At 47.6% G+C, this 17,627-nt stretch carries 22 protein-coding genes; 9 read left to right on the top strand and 13 right to left on the bottom strand.

Features of this window, described 5'->3' with window-relative positions:
• Positions 1-36: 36 nt before the first annotated feature.
• The 5 genes from ltrA to QEN31_RS24595 all read left to right on the top strand — a co-directional run bounded on the left by ltrA (position 37) and on the right by QEN31_RS24595 (position 4,252).
• Positions 37-1,524, top strand: a complete 1,488-nt coding sequence (ltrA, locus tag QEN31_RS24615; RefSeq protein ID WP_023332914.1) for a group II intron reverse transcriptase/maturase — start codon at positions 37-39, stop codon at positions 1,522-1,524.
• Between the two features lie 345 nt (positions 1,525-1,869).
• Positions 1,870-2,567 (top strand): IS1-like element IS1B family transposase gene (locus QEN31_RS24610; RefSeq protein ID WP_095033700.1). Its coding sequence is split into 2 segments (ribosomal slippage): positions 1,870-2,119 and positions 2,119-2,567, totalling 699 coding nucleotides; the frame shifts between segments, so codons are not numbered across the junction.
• Between the two features lie 287 nt (positions 2,568-2,854).
• On the top strand, positions 2,855-3,769 hold the full coding sequence (locus QEN31_RS24605; protein WP_100185530.1) for an IS5 family transposase: 915 nt from the start codon (positions 2,855-2,857) through the stop codon (positions 3,767-3,769).
• Positions 3,751-3,966 (top strand): hypothetical protein, encoded by a 216-nt coding sequence (locus QEN31_RS24600; protein WP_122966916.1) that lies wholly within the window; start codon positions 3,751-3,753, stop codon positions 3,964-3,966. The genes QEN31_RS24605 and QEN31_RS24600 overlap by 19 nt, the downstream gene beginning before the upstream one ends.
• Positions 3,863-4,252, top strand: coding sequence for a hypothetical protein (locus QEN31_RS24595; RefSeq protein WP_236689843.1), 390 nt, complete (start codon positions 3,863-3,865; stop codon positions 4,250-4,252). Before QEN31_RS24600 ends, QEN31_RS24595 begins: the two co-directional genes overlap by 104 nt.
• 50 nt (positions 4,253-4,302) lie before the next feature.
• On the opposite strand, the gene QEN31_RS24590 is transcribed toward QEN31_RS24595, so the two are convergent.
• From QEN31_RS24590 to QEN31_RS24575, 4 genes are all read right to left on the bottom strand, one after another.
• On the bottom strand, positions 4,303-4,710 hold the full coding sequence (locus QEN31_RS24590; protein WP_001371904.1) for a hypothetical protein: 408 nt from the start codon (positions 4,708-4,710) through the stop codon (positions 4,303-4,305).
• Positions 4,711-5,167: 457 nt separating this feature from the next.
• Positions 5,168-5,839, bottom strand: coding sequence for a S1 family peptidase (locus QEN31_RS24585; protein WP_000285959.1), 672 nt, complete (start codon positions 5,837-5,839; stop codon positions 5,168-5,170).
• Positions 5,840-5,883: 44 nt separating this feature from the next.
• Positions 5,884-6,189 (bottom strand): hypothetical protein, encoded by a 306-nt coding sequence (locus tag QEN31_RS24580; RefSeq protein ID WP_001100610.1) that lies wholly within the window; start codon positions 6,187-6,189, stop codon positions 5,884-5,886.
• A gap of 22 nt (positions 6,190-6,211) precedes the next feature.
• Positions 6,212-6,529 carry a hypothetical protein gene (locus tag QEN31_RS24575; protein WP_000785965.1) on the bottom strand — a complete coding sequence of 106 codons (318 nt, stop codon included), beginning with the start codon at positions 6,527-6,529 and terminating at the stop codon, positions 6,212-6,214.
• Positions 6,530-6,720: 191 nt separating this feature from the next.
• Here QEN31_RS24575 and QEN31_RS24570 point away from each other — a divergent pair, with 191 nt between their 5' ends.
• Positions 6,721-8,124, top strand: coding sequence for an ISNCY family transposase (locus QEN31_RS24570; RefSeq protein WP_000125668.1), 1,404 nt, complete (start codon positions 6,721-6,723; stop codon positions 8,122-8,124).
• 32 nt (positions 8,125-8,156) lie between these two features.
• Here the strand turns inward: QEN31_RS24570 and arsH are convergent, their stop codons facing one another.
• Positions 8,157-8,861, bottom strand: coding sequence for an arsenical resistance protein ArsH (gene arsH, locus QEN31_RS24565; RefSeq protein ID WP_000130816.1), 705 nt, complete (start codon positions 8,859-8,861; stop codon positions 8,157-8,159).
• 86 nt (positions 8,862-8,947) lie between these two features.
• On the opposite strand from arsH, the gene QEN31_RS24560 reads away from it, so the two are divergent.
• From QEN31_RS24560 to arsC, 3 genes are read left to right on the top strand one after another with little or no spacing between them, the layout of a single operon-like run.
• The gene (locus QEN31_RS24560) at positions 8,948-9,268 is read left to right on the top strand and encodes a transcriptional regulator (RefSeq protein WP_000941305.1); all 321 of its coding nucleotides are present in this window, start codon (positions 8,948-8,950) and stop codon (positions 9,266-9,268) included.
• A gap of 45 nt (positions 9,269-9,313) precedes the next feature.
• Positions 9,314-10,603, top strand: coding sequence for an arsenic transporter (locus QEN31_RS24555; protein WP_000922628.1), 1,290 nt, complete (start codon positions 9,314-9,316; stop codon positions 10,601-10,603).
• Positions 10,604-10,615: 12 nt separating this feature from the next.
• Positions 10,616-11,041 (top strand): glutaredoxin-dependent arsenate reductase, encoded by a 426-nt coding sequence (gene arsC / locus QEN31_RS24550; RefSeq protein WP_000065802.1) that lies wholly within the window; start codon positions 10,616-10,618, stop codon positions 11,039-11,041.
• A 59-nt stretch (positions 11,042-11,100) separates the two neighbouring features.
• Here arsC and QEN31_RS24545 read toward each other — a convergent pair whose 3' ends face one another.
• The 8 genes from QEN31_RS24545 to QEN31_RS24510 form a co-directional block, all read right to left on the bottom strand.
• The gene (locus QEN31_RS24545; protein WP_001066652.1) at positions 11,101-11,928 is read right to left on the bottom strand and encodes a universal stress protein; all 828 of its coding nucleotides are present in this window, start codon (positions 11,926-11,928) and stop codon (positions 11,101-11,103) included.
• Positions 11,929-11,946: 18 nt separating this feature from the next.
• Positions 11,947-13,425 (bottom strand): SulP family inorganic anion transporter, encoded by a 1,479-nt coding sequence (locus QEN31_RS24540; protein WP_000927306.1) that lies wholly within the window; start codon positions 13,423-13,425, stop codon positions 11,947-11,949.
• A 491-nt stretch (positions 13,426-13,916) separates the two neighbouring features.
• Entirely contained in the window at positions 13,917-14,192 is a 276-nt protein-coding gene (locus QEN31_RS24535; RefSeq protein ID WP_000864986.1) for a hypothetical protein, read from the bottom strand.
• Positions 14,193-14,332: 140 nt separating this feature from the next.
• Positions 14,333-14,530, bottom strand: a complete 198-nt coding sequence (locus QEN31_RS24530) for a hypothetical protein (protein WP_001371914.1) — start codon at positions 14,528-14,530, stop codon at positions 14,333-14,335.
• 986 nt (positions 14,531-15,516) lie between these two features.
• Positions 15,517-15,774: a hypothetical protein gene (locus QEN31_RS24525; protein ID WP_000637193.1), complete on the bottom strand. Its 258-nt coding sequence runs from the start codon at positions 15,772-15,774 to the stop codon at positions 15,517-15,519.
• A gap of 73 nt (positions 15,775-15,847) precedes the next feature.
• Complete coding sequence (locus tag QEN31_RS24520) at positions 15,848-16,162, bottom strand: hypothetical protein (RefSeq protein WP_001005009.1); 315 nt, start codon at positions 16,160-16,162, stop codon at positions 15,848-15,850.
• A gap of 47 nt (positions 16,163-16,209) precedes the next feature.
• Entirely contained in the window at positions 16,210-17,106 is an 897-nt protein-coding gene (locus QEN31_RS24515; RefSeq protein ID WP_000975181.1) for a hypothetical protein, read from the bottom strand.
• A 2-nt stretch (positions 17,107-17,108) separates the two neighbouring features.
• Positions 17,109-17,624, bottom strand: a complete 516-nt coding sequence (locus tag QEN31_RS24510; protein ID WP_000464825.1) for a thermonuclease family protein — start codon at positions 17,622-17,624, stop codon at positions 17,109-17,111.
• Positions 17,625-17,627: the final 3 nt, after the last annotated feature.

Below are 17,627 nucleotides of genomic sequence, written 5' to 3'. Positions count from 1 at the left end.
GATGGCCCGCACCGGGAAGGCGAGGAGCCGAAGCCGGTGATGTACGGAGAGGAGAAGTCGGACTCGCTCATAGTAGCTGCGAATCTGGCGAACAATCCGCAAGGAGCGGAGTCAGTGGAGCGAAGGAGCGGGGCCAAGGGAAACGCGGAACAGCCACACATGCGCCGGACGCAGAGCCGGGAAAGTATGTCACAGAGGCTGTCACGCGTGCGGGAAGCTGCGAAGCAGCGGAAGAAAGAACGGTTTACCGCATTGTTCCACCTCCTGACAGCAGAGGCACTGGAGAACGCATTCCTCTCCCTGAGCAGGAAAGCGGCTGCCGGAGTTGATGGTGTCAGGTGGAAGGACTACGCCGAAAACCTGAAGGTCAACATAGCAGATCTGCACCGGAGGCTTCATCAGGGTAGTTACAGGGCTCAGCCCGGCAGGCGGCACTACATCCCGAAAGCGGATGGAAAACAGCGCCCGCTCGGCATCGCCTCACTGGAGGACAAAATCGTCCAGTATGCGCTGGTTAAGATCCTGAATGCAGTCTACGAAAATGACTTTATGGGGTTTTCATACGGGTTCAGACCCGGGCGAAGCCAGCACAATGCGCTGGACGCACTGGCCACAGGGCTGGTTCGGACCAATGTAAACTGGGTACTGGATGCCGATATTAGTCAGTTCTTCGACAAGGTAAGCCATGAATGGCTAATCAGGTTCATAGAACACAGAATCGGCGACCAGAGGGTAATCAGGCTCATACGAAAGTGGCTCACAGCCGGGACCTCAGAGGAAGGAGAATGGCGGGCATCGGAGGAAGGCACCCCACAGGGTGCGGTTATCTCGCCGCTGCTGGCAAACATCTACCTCCACTATGTCTTCGATCTGTGGGCGCATCAGTGGCGACGCCGCCATGCCACAGGCAATGTGGTCATGGTCAGATACGCAGATGACATAGTCATCGGGTTCGACAAGCGAATCGACGCTCAATGCTTTCGTATAGCCATGCAGCGCAGACTGAAGGAGTTCGGACTCACGGTACATCCGAAGAAAACCCGACTGATGGAGTTCGGCCGCTTCGCAGCCGAAAACCGCGCCAGCAGGGGAAAAGGTAAACCAGAAACGTTCAACTTCCTCGGGTTCACGCATATCAGTGGGAAAGACCGTAGTGGCAGGTTCATGCTGATACGAAAGACACGCCGGGACAGGATGACGGCGACACTGAAAGCGATCAAGGACGGACTACGAAAGCGCTGGCATTACTCAATCCCCGAACAGGGAAAATGGCTCAGGAGAGTGGTTCAGGGATACCTGAACTACCACTCAGTCCCGGGCAACTATCCCATGATGCGGAAGTTCAGGATATACGTAACAGACCTCTGGCGACGGGCGCTGAGGCGCAGGAGCCAGCAGGATGATACGACATGGACGAAAGCAAACAGACTGGCAGCCGTATGGCTGCCGAAGGTTCGGGTTCTGCATCCATGGCCTGTGGAGCGGTTCACCGCCAGACACCCAAGGCAGGAGCCCGGTGCGTGAATAGCGCACGCCGGGATCTGTGCGGGGGGTACCCGGTAACGGGTATCCCTACCGCGACATTGCGAGTTGAAGAGAAAAGATCAAATCTCTCCGGTAACGCTATCAAGCCTGACGAAAAATTAAGCTTTATCATAAACATCAAAAACCATCTTTTACCGATAATGGCGAGCTGGCCTACGAAGAAGGTATACAAGCTAGGATGAAAGGATTCTGATGCTCCTCCCACCAAATTTTTTATCTCCTGAAGACCAGGCTGAGTACGATGCTTATATGGCAAGGTTCAGCGAGGTGGTGATGCTGCCAACTTACTGATTTAGTGTATGATGGTGTTTTTGAGGTGCTCCAGTGGCTTCTGTTTCTATCAGCTGTCCCTCCTGTTCAGCTACTGACGGGGTGGTGCGTAACGGCAAAAGCACTGCCGGACATCAGCGCTATCTCTGCTCTCACTGCCGTAAAACATGGCAACTGCAGTTCACTTACACCGCTTCTCAACCCGGTACGCACCAGAAAATCATTGATATGGCCATGAATGGCGTTGGATGCCGGGCAACCGCCCGCATTATGGGCGTTGGCCTCAACACGATTTTCCGCCATTTAAAAAACTCAGGCCGCAGTCGGTAACCTCGCGCATACAGCCGGGCAGTGACGTCATCGTCTGCGCGGAAATGGACGAACAGTGGGGATACGTCGGGGCTAAATCGCGCCAGCGCTGGCTGTTTTACGCGTATGACAGGCTCCGGAAGACGGTTGTTGCGCACGTATTCGGTGAACGCACGATGGCGACGCTGGGGCGTCTTATGAGCCTGCTGTCACCCTTTGACGTGGTGATATGGATGACGGATGGCTGGCCGCTGTATGAATCCCGCCTGAAGGGAAAGCTGCACGTAATCAGCAAGCGATATACGCAGCGAATTGAGCGGCATAACCTGAATCTGAGGCAGCACCTGGCACGGCTGGGACGGAAGTCGCTGTCGTTCTCAAAATCGGTGGAGCTGCATGACAAAGTCATCGGGCATTATCTGAACATAAAACACTATCAATAAGTTGGAGTCATTACCTAGGAGAGTTCAATCACTCAACGCCTTTTACATCTCATTTTATTTATATCACCGACTATCATAAAGATAATACATGGATGATTTCACTTTCGCAGGAGGATTTTAATACAACCAAAATTTTAACATCGTTAAGTCTAGGGAAGGTGCGAACAAGTTCCTGATATGAGATCATCATATTCATCCGGAGCGCATCCCAGAGGGACATCATGAGCCATTAACTCACCTTCGCCGATAGTGAATTCAGCACTAAGCGCCGTCAGACCCGAAAAGAGATTTTCCTCTCCCGCATGGAGCAGATTCTGCCATGGCAGAATATGACCGCTGTCATCGAGCCGTTTTATCCCAAGGCGGGCAATGGCCGACGGCCCTATCCGCTGGAGACCATGCTGCGTATTCACTGCATGCAGCATTGGTACAACCTGAGCGACGGTGCCATGGAAGATGCCCTGTACGAAATCGCCTCCATGCGCCTGTTTGCCCGATTATCCCTGGATAGCGCCCTGCCGGATCGCACCACCATCATGAATTTCCGCCACCTGCTCGAGCAGCATCAACTGGCCCGTCAATTGTTCAAGACCATCAATCGCTGGCTGGCCGAAGCAGGCGTCATGATGACCCAAGGCACTTTGGTGGATGCCACCATCATTGAGGCACCCAGCTCTAGCAAGAACAAAGAGCAGCAACGCGATCCGGAGATGCATCAGACCAAGAAAGGCAATCAGTGGCACTTTGGCATGAAGGCCCACATTGGTGTCGATGCCAAGAGTGGCCTGACCCACAGCCTAGTCACCACCGCGGCCAACGAGCATGACCTCAATCAGCTGGGTAATCTGCTTCATGGAGAGGAGCAATTTGTCTCAGCCGATGCCGGCTACCAAGGAGCGCCACAGCGCGAGGAGCTGGCCGAGGTGGATGTGGACTGGCTGATCGCCGAGCGTCCCGGCAAGGTAAAAACCTTGAAGCAGCATCCGCGCAAGAACAAAACGGCCATCAACATCGAATACATGAAAGCCAGCATCCGTGCCAAGGTGGAGCACCCGTTTCGCATCATCAAGCGGCAGTTCGGCTTCGTGAAAGCCAGATACAAGGGGCTGCTGAAAAACGATAACCAACTGGCGATGTTATTCACCCTGGCCAACCTGTTTCGGGTGGACCAAATGATACGTCAGTGGGAGAGATCTCAGTAAAAACCGGAAATAACGCCAGAAATGGTGGAAAAAATAGCCTAAATAGGCTGATTCGATGTGTTTGCGGGAAAAAAATCGGCCCAGATCCGCGAAATTTTAATCAGCGAGTCAGCTTGGGAAGAAATGACCTGCTTATTCGCACCTTCCCTAGATGCCTGTGTATCCATGCTCGGAAAGATACTAAAAAAAATGTCTAACAAAAACGGTATCTCACAAACGGAAGAATCTGAATTCGCATTTCTTTTAACAAACTATATTAAACAGACTTTGACTTTTAGAGAATGGCAACGCAATGCTGACGGAAATCAACGACTGCACTTTCTTATTAATATCTACGGTGCAAAAGAAGACGGTGGCGAAGTGGTTTTAAGACCATTTATTGTAAATCCTGATGAATTAATGCTTACTCCAGCGGATGTCGTTGAATTTAATTCGCAGGTTATCAACGTTGATCGGCAGCGTCATCCTGAGTGGTTCCGTTAACTGGTCACAAGGGTTAAGAGCCTGAAAGGCTGCGATAGTGTATACGCAGCCTATTCTGTATAGCCGTCGCGTAATAATTGTTCTAAATGACTATCGACCGTTTCCTGATCACCAGGAATATATCGTGGCCATCCTGTTATATCGTTGACGCGTTTCACTATGTATGGATGAAACCCAAACTGCTCGGAAGTGATGTCAATATAATATTGCACTTCTTCGAAGTTCAATTCACACCAATAATGGCCAAAGCCACCACTCTCTGTAAATATACCGCCATCATCTGCACCGTTACCCCCACGAACAACAGCATCTAGACCTTTAGTTTTTGCTAAATAACATACAAGATAGCTTGCAAAAAGGCATGTGCCTTTCGTCTTCTTTGTGCCGCACTCCGTCAAAACTGAAAGTAGCTTTTCATGCGCCACTCGTGCAATGCCTGATACCAATTCCGGGGACATGTCTGCTCCAATGAAATTATTAGATCGACTTAAACAGGTAATATGTAATTAGGCATTACGATAAGTCGTGCCCTATTGGTTGGTACATCGTAAGAAAAGTAACTTTTCTAATCCCAGCCTGCACTCCGGGAATGCTTCTAACCTGAATAAATCACGGGGGCAGTGCTGGATACTTGTCAACTGTATTTGGATTCACAGGCTAACTATTTTTATACAGTTTAAGTGAATAAAACTTACTTAAAGCAGCGAACCACGCCGAAAGTGTAATGAGGAATACCGCCAATTCATCAGAACCATTTTTGATAGCACTGAGTAGAGCGATTAGTCCAAGGAACACCGAAAGAAAGACTAGTATTGCGGGTAAAAGTTTATACATGATAGACGTTCCTTTTAAAGGTTCAGATAGGTAGACCAACGCAGATAACGTCGGAATTGCCTGTTGTAAGATTACGCTCATTTAATTATTTTTATAACCTATGAATCCGCGTATAATTTCATTTGTAGTAATCTTCGTAATATATATCTGATAGACATTGATCTTTTTAATGTCTTGTTGACTCACAACACCATATAAGCAACTCTTAGATTGGTTTAACACAGCGCTTCCACTAACTCCATTTTGATAAAAAGCAGTCAAACCATCAGAACCAACTATTCCTTTATAATAGTAGGTTGAGTCGGGGGAAGCATACGTATTTGAAAGCGTATTATACATTCCCGATAGAACCCAAACAGACTCACCTGGAGCTAGAACATTATCACATACTGGAAGCTTCCAATTAGGTGGGGCTTTGACAATAGTATTTTTTTCTACTTTTAAAAGAGCGAGGTCCCGGTTCTTAGGATCATCAATATTGATAACTGTTGCTGGTTGGCTCCCATTCCTTGTTATTATACTTAGACTATAATCCTTGCTTGCATCAAGCCATAAATGTGAAGCTGTAAGAATATGTTGTTCATCGATCCAAGTACCTGAGCCGGAGATTGTCTTATTTCCAGACTTGATTTGAATTTTTACAGCTGAGTCCGAAAGCTCAAAATCATTGTGGTGCATACTTTGTTTATGAGGATTATCGGTGGAACAAGCAGAAATCAGTAAGGCTGAAAGAGCTAAAACCTTTCTATACATAGTCAGTTTCCTTCGAATAAGGCGAGTTTGGTTTCTAGAATATTTTATCCAGCGAGGAATTCTTCTAACGTGCTATCTTGGTACTGGGGATATATCTGCTTCATCATGCCAAAAGCAGCAACCGCTACGCTTTCTAAGTCGGAATAGAATTTAGGCTCCGTATTAAGATCATCACCATTCTTCAGAACGCCCTCGAAGCAGCTATAATCATTTCCGAACTCTTGAACAATAATCCAGCGCCCATCACGGAAACCTACGAGCATAACCGCTGAATTAGGATAGTCGCCAGCAGGCGTTAGCCAATCAAAGTGATAGTGCTTTATCGTATCATATTTCAGATGTACATTCATTATTCCTCCGTTGGCGATTACATTATTTGAGTTTTTTCATGGACTCTAAAGAAGCGAGGTAGGAATTATAGCGATCACCAAATTTTTCTTTCGCACGCTTAACGCGCATTTTCTCCGCGAGCTCAGTCTTGTTTTCTGCCTGGTAGGTCCTATTATTTTGCGTCTTTACTTCGGCCCCTGGGCCTGCTGCGTACGTTTTGTTTTTCTCGCTAATACACGCTCGGCATTTACTCTTGAGGCCAAACTTGCCCTTGAGCTCTTTTCCAAACTGTTCAAAGGGTTTAACTTGCTGACATGATTTGCATTTTTTAAAGCCCGGGGGGAGGTAGGTGTCAGCCATGAGCTGCTCCAGTAGGTATTGATTATAGGTGATTTTAACTTAAAGACGACGTCACTTTCAAATAAATCGACTACTTAACGCTGATCTTACATAATCCTGATTATGCGCACTTAAGTTGTAGTAGCAAAGTTGTAATGTCCGATAATGGCTAAGTTAAGATGTCCGGCGTGTATAATCAAGTAAGGATTACCATGACGGCTCTCGCAGCGGAGTTTTTCACATTGGATGAAGTTAACCGACTCAAAATCATTCAGGATGTCATCGACCGGCGTCTGACAACACAAATGGCAGCTCAGCGGCTTGGTATCTCCGACCGTCAGTGCCGTCGTCTGCTTGCGCGTTATCGTGAAGATGGTCCGATTGGCATGACCAGCCGCCGTCGTGGTAAATCCAGTAACAACCAGTTGCCTCAGGGACTGGCCGCATACGCGCTGAACATTATTCGCGAACGCTATAACGATTTCGGTCCGACGCTGGCCTGTGAAAAACTGTCTGAGGTGCACGGTGTTCATCTTTCCAAAGAAACCGTCCGTAAGCTGATGACTCAGGCCAGTCTGTGGGTCCCACGTAAGCAACGTGCGCCAAAAATTCAGCAACCTCGTTACCGCCGTGCCTGTGCCGGTGAACTCATACAAATCGACGGCTGCGACCACCACTGGTTTGAAAATCGGGGACCTAAGTGTACGGCACTGGTTTACGTTGATGACGCAACCAGTCGTTTAATGCAGCTTCTTTTCGTGAAATCTGAGTCTACTTTCACCTATTTTGAAGCGACCCGGGGCTATATTGAAAAACATGGCAAACCGCTTGCGCTGTACAGCGACAAAGCCAGCGTATTCAGGATCAACAATAAAAATGCAACCGGCGGCGACGGCGATACCCAGTTTGGCCGTGCGATGCATGAACTGAACATTCAGACCATTTGTGCAGAAACCAGTGCTGCCAAAGGCCGCGTTGAACGGGCGCACCTGACGCTTCAGGACCGACTGGTCAAGGAGCTCAGGCTCCAGGGCATCAGTTCCATGGAAGCTGCGAACGCATTTGCCGAAGAGTTCATGAACGATTACAACCGTCGTTTCGCAAAAGCGCCTCGCCAGGCGTTTGATGTTCATCGGGAACTGGATGTCGATGACGATCTTGATATGGTATTTAACTGGCGTGAAGCTCGTAAAGTGTCGAAATCACTCACAGTGCAATACGACAAAGTCCTTTATCTGATTGAAGACAGCGAATTCAGTCGTCGGGCGATTGGTAAATACATCGATGTCTGGCATTACCCGGATGGACATAAAGAGCTCCGGCTTAATGGCGTATCACTTCCCTACTCCACCTATGACAAGCTTTCTGAAATCGATCAGGGGGCCATTGTGGATAACAAACGTCTGGGGCGGGCCCTGGAAATGGCGCAGCTGGTCCAGGCCGAGCGGGATAATAACCGGTCGCAATCCGTACCATCCGGAGACGGCCCTTCTCGCAGGCGTAAAGCTCCCACGACGAAGAAATCCCAGCGTTCCCTGGATCAGGACGATATGTTCAATGCCCTGGTGAAACTTCAGTCACGCTCTGAAGAGATATTTGGGAAGAAACCGATTTAAAGCCCGGTAATCCATCCGGGCATGCCTGGCTGTCAGATTTTGGCCTGATTGACCCGTGCCGCGAGCTCCTGATGACTCTCTTTCCTTTCGCTGTAGCGGTCGGACAGGTAGGCTGTGTGCCCTTTCAGGAGTAACGTCATTTTGAACAACTCTTCGGTAACGTCGACAATCCTGTCATACCAGGGTGAGGGTTTCATGCGCCCTTCATCATCAAATTCCTGCCATGCCTTTGGCACTGACGACTGATTGGGGATGGTGAACATCCGCATCCAGCGGCCAAGTATCCGCATCTGATTGACCGTGTTAAACGACTGTGAACCACCACAAACCTGCATGACGGCCAGCGTTTTACCCTGGGAAGGACGAACAGCACCTTCACTCAGGGGTATCCAGTCAATCTGGGCCTTCATCACCGAGCTCATGGCGCCATGTCTTTCCGGAGAACTCCAGACCATTCCGTCACACCACCTGACCAGCTCGCGGAGTTCAAGCACTTTGGGGTGACTTTCGGGCGCATCATCGGGTAACGGCAGACCGGATGGGTTAAATATTTTCACCTCAGCCCCCATCTTTGCCAGCAACCGCCCGGCCTCTTCCGCTGCAAAACGACTGTAGGACCGCTCTCGTACTGAACCGTACAGGATGAGAATTCGCGGCATGGTTTCGTTGTTGCCCGTAAGTTTGCTGGCAAGCGCATCATCAAAATAAGCCGGTTCGATTGCTGGTAAGTCGGTCATAAAAAATCTCCATTTCATAAGCTATGCTTTAAAAGTTATCACATATGAAATACCATATGTATTGTTATTTTTTTACGAGGTTAAGCATGCTACAGCCTGTTCAGCTTTTTAAACTGCTCGCCGACGAGACCCGTTCAACTATCGTGATGCTTCTCAGGGAGTCCGGTGAAATGTGCGTCTGTGACATCTGTGCGGCAACCGCAGAGTCTCAGCCAAAAATTTCTCGCCATATGGCCCTTTTACGTGAAGCCGAGCTGGTCATCGACCGTCGCGAAGGAAAATGGGTGCATTACCGACTGTCGCCACACATGCCAGCATGGGCTGCGGGTATTATTGATACAGCCTGGAACTGTGAACGAGAAAACATACGCAACAAGCTCAGTAGCGTGGCATCTGTCTCCTGCTGATGGCGATATATATATCCGAATAAACAAATGTGAATGGAGTTTCTGATGTTACTGGCTGGTGCTATCTTTTTATTCACGCTCGTCCTGGTTATCTGGCAACCCAGAGGGCTGGGGATTGGCTGGAGTGCCTCACTGGGCGCAATTCTGGCATTGCTGACTGGCGTCGTTCATCTGGGGGATATTCCGGTGGTCTGGCAGATAGTGTGGAATGCGACCGCCACCTTTATCGCCGTGATCATCATCAGTCTTCTGCTCGACGAATCCGGCTTCTTTGAATGGGCCGCGCTGCACGTTGCCCGTTGGGGGAATGGCCGGGGGCGGCTGCTCTTCACCTGGATCGTCCTGCTTGGTGCGATGGTTGCGGCACTGTTTGCCAACGACGGTGCGGCACTGATCCTGACACCTATCGTTATCGCGATGCTGCTGGCGCTGGGATTCAGCCGGGGAGCAACCTTAGCGTTTATCATGGCCGCAGGGTTTATCGCTGACACGGCAAGCCTGCCACTGATTGTCTCAAACCTGGTGAATATCGTCTCGGCGGATTTCTTTAAGCTTGGTTTCTCAGAATATGCCGCCGTGATGGTCCCGGTTAACCTGGCCGCGATTGCGGCTACGCTGGTGATGCTGCATCTGTTTTTCCGTAAGGACATTCCCGCCGTTTACGACGTTTCTCTGTTGAAAGAACCGAAAGACGCTATACGTGATGTGAATACCTTTAAAACCGGCTGGCTGGTTCTGGTGTTGCTTCTGGTGGGATTCTTCGGACTGGAGCCGCTGGGCGTACCGGTCAGTTTGGTCGCAGCCGCTGGTGCATTGCTTCTGTTTGCTGTTGCGAAAAAAGGGCATGCCATTAACACCGGTAAGGTGCTGCGTGGTGCGCCCTGGCAAATCGTTATCTTCTCGCTGGGGATGTACCTGGTGGTCTACGGCTTACGAAATGCCGGTCTGACCCACTATCTCTCTTCCTTGCTGAATCAGCTGGCAGAGCAGGGATTGTGGGCGGCAACGCTGGGTACGGGCTTCCTGACGGCCTTCCTGTCATCAGTGATGAACAATATGCCGACCGTGCTGGTCGGGGCGCTGTCGATTGATGGCAGCACAGCGACCGGTGTTATCAAAGAAGCGATGATTTACGCCAACGTCATCGGCAGCGACCTGGGGCCAAAAATTACCCCTATCGGCAGTCTGGCAACGTTACTGTGGCTGCACGTTCTGTCGCAGAAAAATATCAAAATTACCTGGGGATATTACTTCCGGGTGGGCATTGTCATGACAATCCCCGTGCTGTTTGTCACGCTTGCAGCACTGGCGCTTCGTCTGTCTTTCACTTTGTAATGAGATACTGATATGAGCAACATTACCATTTATCACAACCCGGCCTGCGGCACGTCACGCAATACCCTTGAAATGATCCGCAACAGCGGTACAGAGCCGACCGTTATTCATTATCTTGAAACCCCACCATCACGAGCTGAGCTGGTAAAACTCATTGCGGATATGGGGATCACGGTACGAGCGCTGCTGCGTAAGAATGTCGAACCTTTTGAAGCGTTAGGGCTGGCGGAAGACCGCTTTACTGACGAGCAGTTAATCGATTTTATGTTGCAGCACCCTGTTCTGATCAATCGCCCTATCGTGGTAACGCCGCTGGGTACCCGGCTATGCCGCCCTTCTGAAGTCGTGCTGGATATTCTTCCCGATGCGCAGAAAAGCGCGTTCACGAAAGAGGACGGTGAGAAGGTAGTTGATGAAAAAGGTAACCGGCTGAACTAAACGTGTTCTTGTGACGAAGGGCGAGAGAACTCGCCCTTTTTTATTTAAGATAATCAGTGCTAACGGAGGATAAGAAGCGGTTGTTGCGTCTTTTGCAGCATTTCGGAGGTATGACTACCGATAAAGAACTGCCGCAACCTGGAATGACCGTAGGCCCCCATCACTATCAGATCGACAGCATTTTCCTCGGCGTAACGAATAAGCGCGTCCCCGACTGATTGCCCGGTAAGATGTGTTGTGCTGTTTTCTATATCCGCGTCACGTAAAATTTGCTGTGCGGTCAGCAGCTCTTCCTTCTTACCGTTTACCATGACAAGGTGGCACTCCAGCCCCCTGAGTAAGGGACTCATCGTCAGACGTTCCAGGTTACTCCTGCTTTCTTCACTGCCATCATAAGCCAGCATGACTCTGGAAGGCACTGAGTAGTTCTCCGGAACAACCAGTAGGGGTTTCTTTTGCAGACGAATAACGCTTTCCAGATGAGAGCCTACCGGATGCTGGCTACCCCGACGCCCCAGCACCATGAGACGAAGGTCGCTCAGCTCTGCCAGAACTTCATCCGGTGTACCGTGTTTTTGCATCAAAAGCACATCCGGGCTTCCCTGTTTTTGAAGCAGTTCAGCACAACTTTCCAGTATTGCTTTCCCCTGGGCCATCAGCAGGCGATTACGTTGCCCTTCAATTTCTACCAGCTCATCGGTCAGCAATTGCTGACTGTCTATGCCGAGAGTGCCGGTCAGGTCTGACACTACCGGGGTGCTGTCTTTTTCGATAACGTGCAACAGTGCTAGCTGTGATTGCAAAGTGCGGGCTGCCCACGCCGCATATTCACACACTGACCGCGTTGAAAGTGAACCGTCCACACAGGCTGTAACAGTATTATTCATAGTTTTCCCTCCAGTCTGTTAATGACCGCCCATCAGTTTTTCGACTTCTTCAGGTTTATCGTGAACACCAAACCGGTCAACGATGGTGCGGGTGGCTTCATTCATCCCACGTATTTCAACCCCGGCGCCCTCTCTACGGAACTTAATGACCACCTTATCCAGGGCGCTGACGGACGTGATGTCCCAGAAATGGGCATGTGAAACGTCTATCACCACATTCTCAATCGCTTCACGGAAATCAAAGTGGCTCGTAAAGCGGTCTGCTGATGCAAAGAATACCTGGCCGGTGACGGTATACGTCCGGCTCGTCCCCTCCAGAACTGAGGTTACACGCATGAACCGGGATACTTTAGTGGCAAAATTGAGCGAAGCAATCAGTACACCGGTCAGCACACCGAAGGCCAGATTATGTGTTGCCACCACAACCGCGACGGTGGCAAGCATGACCACGCTGGTTGAAAGGGGGTGTGTCCGCAGGTTGGCAATGGAGCGCCAGGAGAATGTCCCGATGGAAACCATAATCATCACCGCGACCAGCGCTGCCATCGGAATTTGGGAGACCCAGTTGCGCAGGAACACAATCAGGCAAAGCAGCACCACGCCCGCCGTGAGGGTTGAAAGTCGTCCGCGTCCACCGGATTTTACGTTGATAACAGATTGCCCAATCATCGCGCAGCCTGCCATTCCTCCGATAAAGGATGTGCAGATGTTCGCGATGCCCTGAGCTTTGCACTCCCTGTTTTTGTCGCTTGGCGTGTCGGTCATGTCATCCACGATAGTGGCGGTCATCATCGACTCAAGCAGGCCAACCACCGCAAGCCCCGCAGAATATGGCAGGATGATGAGCAGCGTCTGAAGATTTAAAGGCACGTCCGGGAGCAGGAAGACCGGCAGACTGTCGGGAAGTTTCCCCATATCCCCGACGGTTCGCACATCCAGATGCAGCCACATGGCAATCCCAGTCAGCACCACGATGCACACAAGCGGTGAAGGAATGGTTTTGTTGATATAAGGGAAGAGATAGATGATCCCCAGCCCTGCCGCAGTCATGGCATAAACATGCCATGTCACATTGGTCAGCTCAGGCAACTGGGCCATAAAAATCAGTATTGCCAGTGCATTAACAAACCCCGTGACCACTGAGCGTGAAACAAAACGCATCAGCCCGCCAAGCTTCAGATATCCGGCTATCAGCTGGAATACCCCGGTCAGTATGGAGGCAGCCAGTAAATACTGTAAGCCATGATCTTTCACCAGCGTCACCATCAGGAGAGCCATTGCACCGGTGGAGGACGAAATCATCGCCGGACGTCCGCCAAAGAAGGCCATAACGAGAGGAATACAGAACGCCGAGTAGAGGCCCACCTGGGGATCAACACCGGCGATAATGGAAAAGGCGATCGCTTCTGGAATGAGTGCGAGCGCGACAACAATACCGGCCAGAACGTCACCACGGACGTTACCCAGCCAGTCCTTACGCGTCGAGGACAGCAACATAGTAATTTCTCAGTTTTTAGATACAGTCAGCCCTGGAGGGCTACATTTTTACGTACGGTAAAGCACATCCGCAGACGGGATGTTATTGAGTGCGTGCTGAGGCTTGCTCAGTACGACAGAGGAAGGAAAAACTCAGGGTGGCGTAATACGCATAGCGGTTGTCAGATTCTCCATAGCGGATGTGTATATATTGTCGGCTCTGTTGTCAGGAAGAACTTACAGAACACGTCGCGTTTGAACATGAAACACTTCAAAGCAGCCCAATACTACAAATAAAGCGAATACGGGGTCAACCCAACAAGGTACTCAAACGAAGAGGTTAAGATGCGATTTTTATCCAGGAATTCAATATTATCAAAGGACATTTGAACTTTGCCCCACCCCGGACATCTCTACTTAGCTTTGACATAAGTTATTGATTCATATGTGGTTATTTTTTAACATTTACGTTTCACGTACTGATAGATTGCCTTTGAAGCCAACGCTGACCGTCATTCATCTTGATCAGGAATTTGGGCATCTTCTAAAAACACCTTTGTACGGTAATCATCTTTCCAGCCTAACCAAACTGAATCTTCACCACCGGAAGAAACAACTTTACGGTTTCCTGTGAGATTATCAGCCTGTTCTAAGCATATTGACTGCATATCAATGAGCAAATCAGCTTCTGCGACTTCCGTGCCGCCGATCGTTTCATAGCCGGAAATCAGAACAATTGCCTCAGGGTCTCTTTCGTTCAGCATGGCGATCAACTCTTTCACTTTCATTTTAAGATACCAGTAGTTTATTTGTGTGCATTGCTGATGGATTTTATAGTGCTGCCGACCTTTTTCAAGGTGCTTCCGTTGCTTCCAACGATCATGCTAACGACCTTGTTGTCTGACCTGGTATTGCCGTGGTCATCCTTTTAGAGAAATGCTCCAAAGATCAACATGGCGGCATAGGTTTTCCAGCTTGACCAATCAATCGTGGAACCAAGCAACAGATAGAATGCCAGGGCTACCAGCCCCAGCTTTACTACTAGCGCGATTATTATGGTGAAGATAGACTCATCGCGTTCGCCTTTAAGTATTTTATACCGCGTAATTAAACTGTCGTTTTTCATGTAGCATCCGTTATAGTTATTAAAGTCCTGCATTAGAAGTTGTTATTTGCCGAAGTTACCTTGTATGAGTTAACTGTGGATCCAAAAATACAAAATATAAGCTGTGCCAATTGAAAGGATTAGAAAAGCACAGTTACTAATAAAATCTACTAATGCTTGTAGCTTCTTTATTCTCACAATTGCTGGACCGTGTTCAGTAGAGGTACTACTCAGCCCTTTTGTTCTGGCACTCTCTGCTTTTCTGAAAAAATTGTAATGCAATCCTGACCGCAAGCAAAACCATGCCAAACCAGTCGTTATTACGATATTTATGTAGAAAGCATATTGAATCATTTGTTCAGTTTCGAAGCTTTCCATTGAAAACCCTTTGTTGAAATGTTGAATAAAATTATTTTTAGTAAATGTAAGCAATAAATAGAACGAATATTAATAGTGAAAGATGCAATGCCAACATCTGCTTATGATGCCTTATGAGGATTTCTTCCTTCGCATTCATTAAATCGTACATCTCATCAATATTTTTATTGCTGGTATATTCGAGACGTTCATCACGAAGTAATTTGAACTTTACCAATACGACAAGTGATTTAATAATAAAGCTCGTAAGCATAACAGTTATAGACAAAAATAAAAAATAGGCCAAATTCATATATCACTCCATGGAGATTAATAGAAAAATTTATAATAAGTAATCTCATAGAGCATTACTTGAATCTTCTTCCCATACTAAGGACTCACCGAGAAACTTAGTTAAAGATGATTTGGCATACTGTGGTTCGGAAAAAAAACGTGGGAACCAGCCGTCAAAGCTTTGGGTACCATTGTGACGATTTTCAGGCGAGACTGATAAGCGGTACCCGTCTTCGTAAGGTGAAATGCTAAATGTGTATCCATCATCTGTCTTTGAGATCAGCGTTTTGCATGTCATATGACTGTTTGCTCACAAAGTTACTTTTCTAAGATATCGAAAAGTGTGGATTAGATCATCATTCAGATAGTCTTTTCATCACAAACTTTCCTGCCCACATTATCACAATTATAAAGGTAATAAAACCGATCTGCTCCCAACGTAAATTGGTTTGCTGTTCGGAATCATCCAAATGAATTGCATAAATGTAACATCCGAAGGTAAGCGTGAGTGGAACAACAAGCATCCCTACCTTTTTAGTAATATTTCCAATAAACCACCAATAAAGAACCCAGGAAATAATAGAAGAATAAAAAATTGCTTCTGAAACTATCATATGTAACCTCTTGAATTAGTCGATGCTGTGGGTAAATAAACCCGGACCGTCAAATGATGCAATTGCAAAATATTTAGTAACCATGAATCCTTCGGTTATCTATTTCAGCCATGTATGCAGTAGGCTTTTTTAAGAGATAGATTGGTGAAACGACATTCGTTTTGACTTTATAAGCCAGAATGAAAACACCTGCGGAGCTTGCCATAAGTACCGCAAGAAGAATAGATACCGTTAACTCCTTTGGTGTTTGTATCACCGAAAGAAGAAACAATGCGCTTATGGCTGCAAAAATCCAGCAATATAATGATGCATCCATAAAACCAGCTACAACACTCGATCCAAAAAAAAACCAAAATAAACTTATTAAGATTACTGAGTTTTCATTCATGTCTGTTCCTTGTTATTACTAATTATATTATGCTTTATAGTTGACCGTCAGACTACCCACGGGTTTTGACGAACAAAGTCACGCACTCCATTTATACATGCTTTTGAGATGACTTCAAAATAAGGATGGTTTGATGGAATCATATTCCCGGTATTATCAAGAAGCATAATAGTCCCTAAAGACCGAACCAGTTGATATTCATTGAGCTTACGCTTTAGCAAAGTTTGCAATCTATAAATTGTCTCACCGGAACTGTTACCTTCGATACCTACAACAGAGACCGTACAGTTCACTTCCTGATTATCAGATTGATAATCGAACCAGTAATTTTCGTTGCAATTTCCTTTTTGCGCATGCTCAATTTTGCCAGGCCATTTTACCCATAAAGAAGAGTTGTTTTTAGATCGTAAGATCTGCTTCAGCGTTTCCAATGGATTTTTTTCATCAACCTCAGACCAGGCCGAAATAAATTCTTTCTGCATTGCCTTAGGGTCTATAACGGCAATGAAATCAAATTCCTCTTTATTGATAGAGTTGGCTCGATCTTTGAGATAAAACAGACCGAGTTTATATCCCTTTTCACTTTTCCAGTTTGCTCCCACAGGCTGATAGTCTGTATTTATAAACGGTTTGAAAGTGTGAGTGTCGGGAGAAAAAATTACTGAGGGTGCCAGCACCCGGCCTCGGTATCGTATTGGATTTACAAATATTTTTTCCCCGTCACATAACATTTCAATAATTGCTTTTGTCACAACTACTGAAATAGAAGGTCTACATGTATTTTGATTTATTTCCCCGAGGTGCGCCAAACTTCCATCCTCACTCTTCAACACCTTTGTAAGGCAAGTCGGGCAATACTGTTGATCTCTATAATAAACAGGCATGGTTAGACGACCGGAATCGTTTAGTACCAACTGAAGTAACGGATGAGGCTCTTTCATCATGGTTATTTCTTCCCTTTCACCTTTCTGGGCTTTTCGTTTGCCTGTCTCCACTGCCATGGTGGGACAGGGTTGGTGTCTGCCCATAACCCTTTTGCCTCCTTTTGTGCTGCGGATTCATATTTGATATAGCCAGGGACAATGGCGTTATCTTCGAACCGATAAACCCACGCATATCCACTGTCCACCATAGAGGCATTGATATCATATCCATCTAACCAGATGGTACCTAACATACGGCCATAGATATCCGTACCATGGTCTATCACGGTAACGATTTTAGTTGCTATAGCTGTGGTTAAGGCCTGTTTTGCTTTTTGGCCAAAAGCCTGTTTAGATTCAGGAGCGTCTATACCATACATCCGTATTTTGATGGTTGTGTTTTGAGCATCCAACGCAGTTATGGTGTCACCGTCAACAATCTTAACCACCTTTGCCTCAAAAGTTGTTGAGTTCCCCCAGGACGCCACTGGGAATACAACAATCATGATGGGCAAAAGTAACTTTGTAAAAAAAAACATCAT

The organism is Salmonella sp. SA15303, from assembly GCF_029962125.1.
In the GTDB taxonomy this organism is placed as follows: domain Bacteria; phylum Pseudomonadota; class Gammaproteobacteria; order Enterobacterales; family Enterobacteriaceae; genus Salmonella; species Salmonella enterica.
This window is presented reverse-complemented; position numbering and strand designations above follow the sequence as displayed.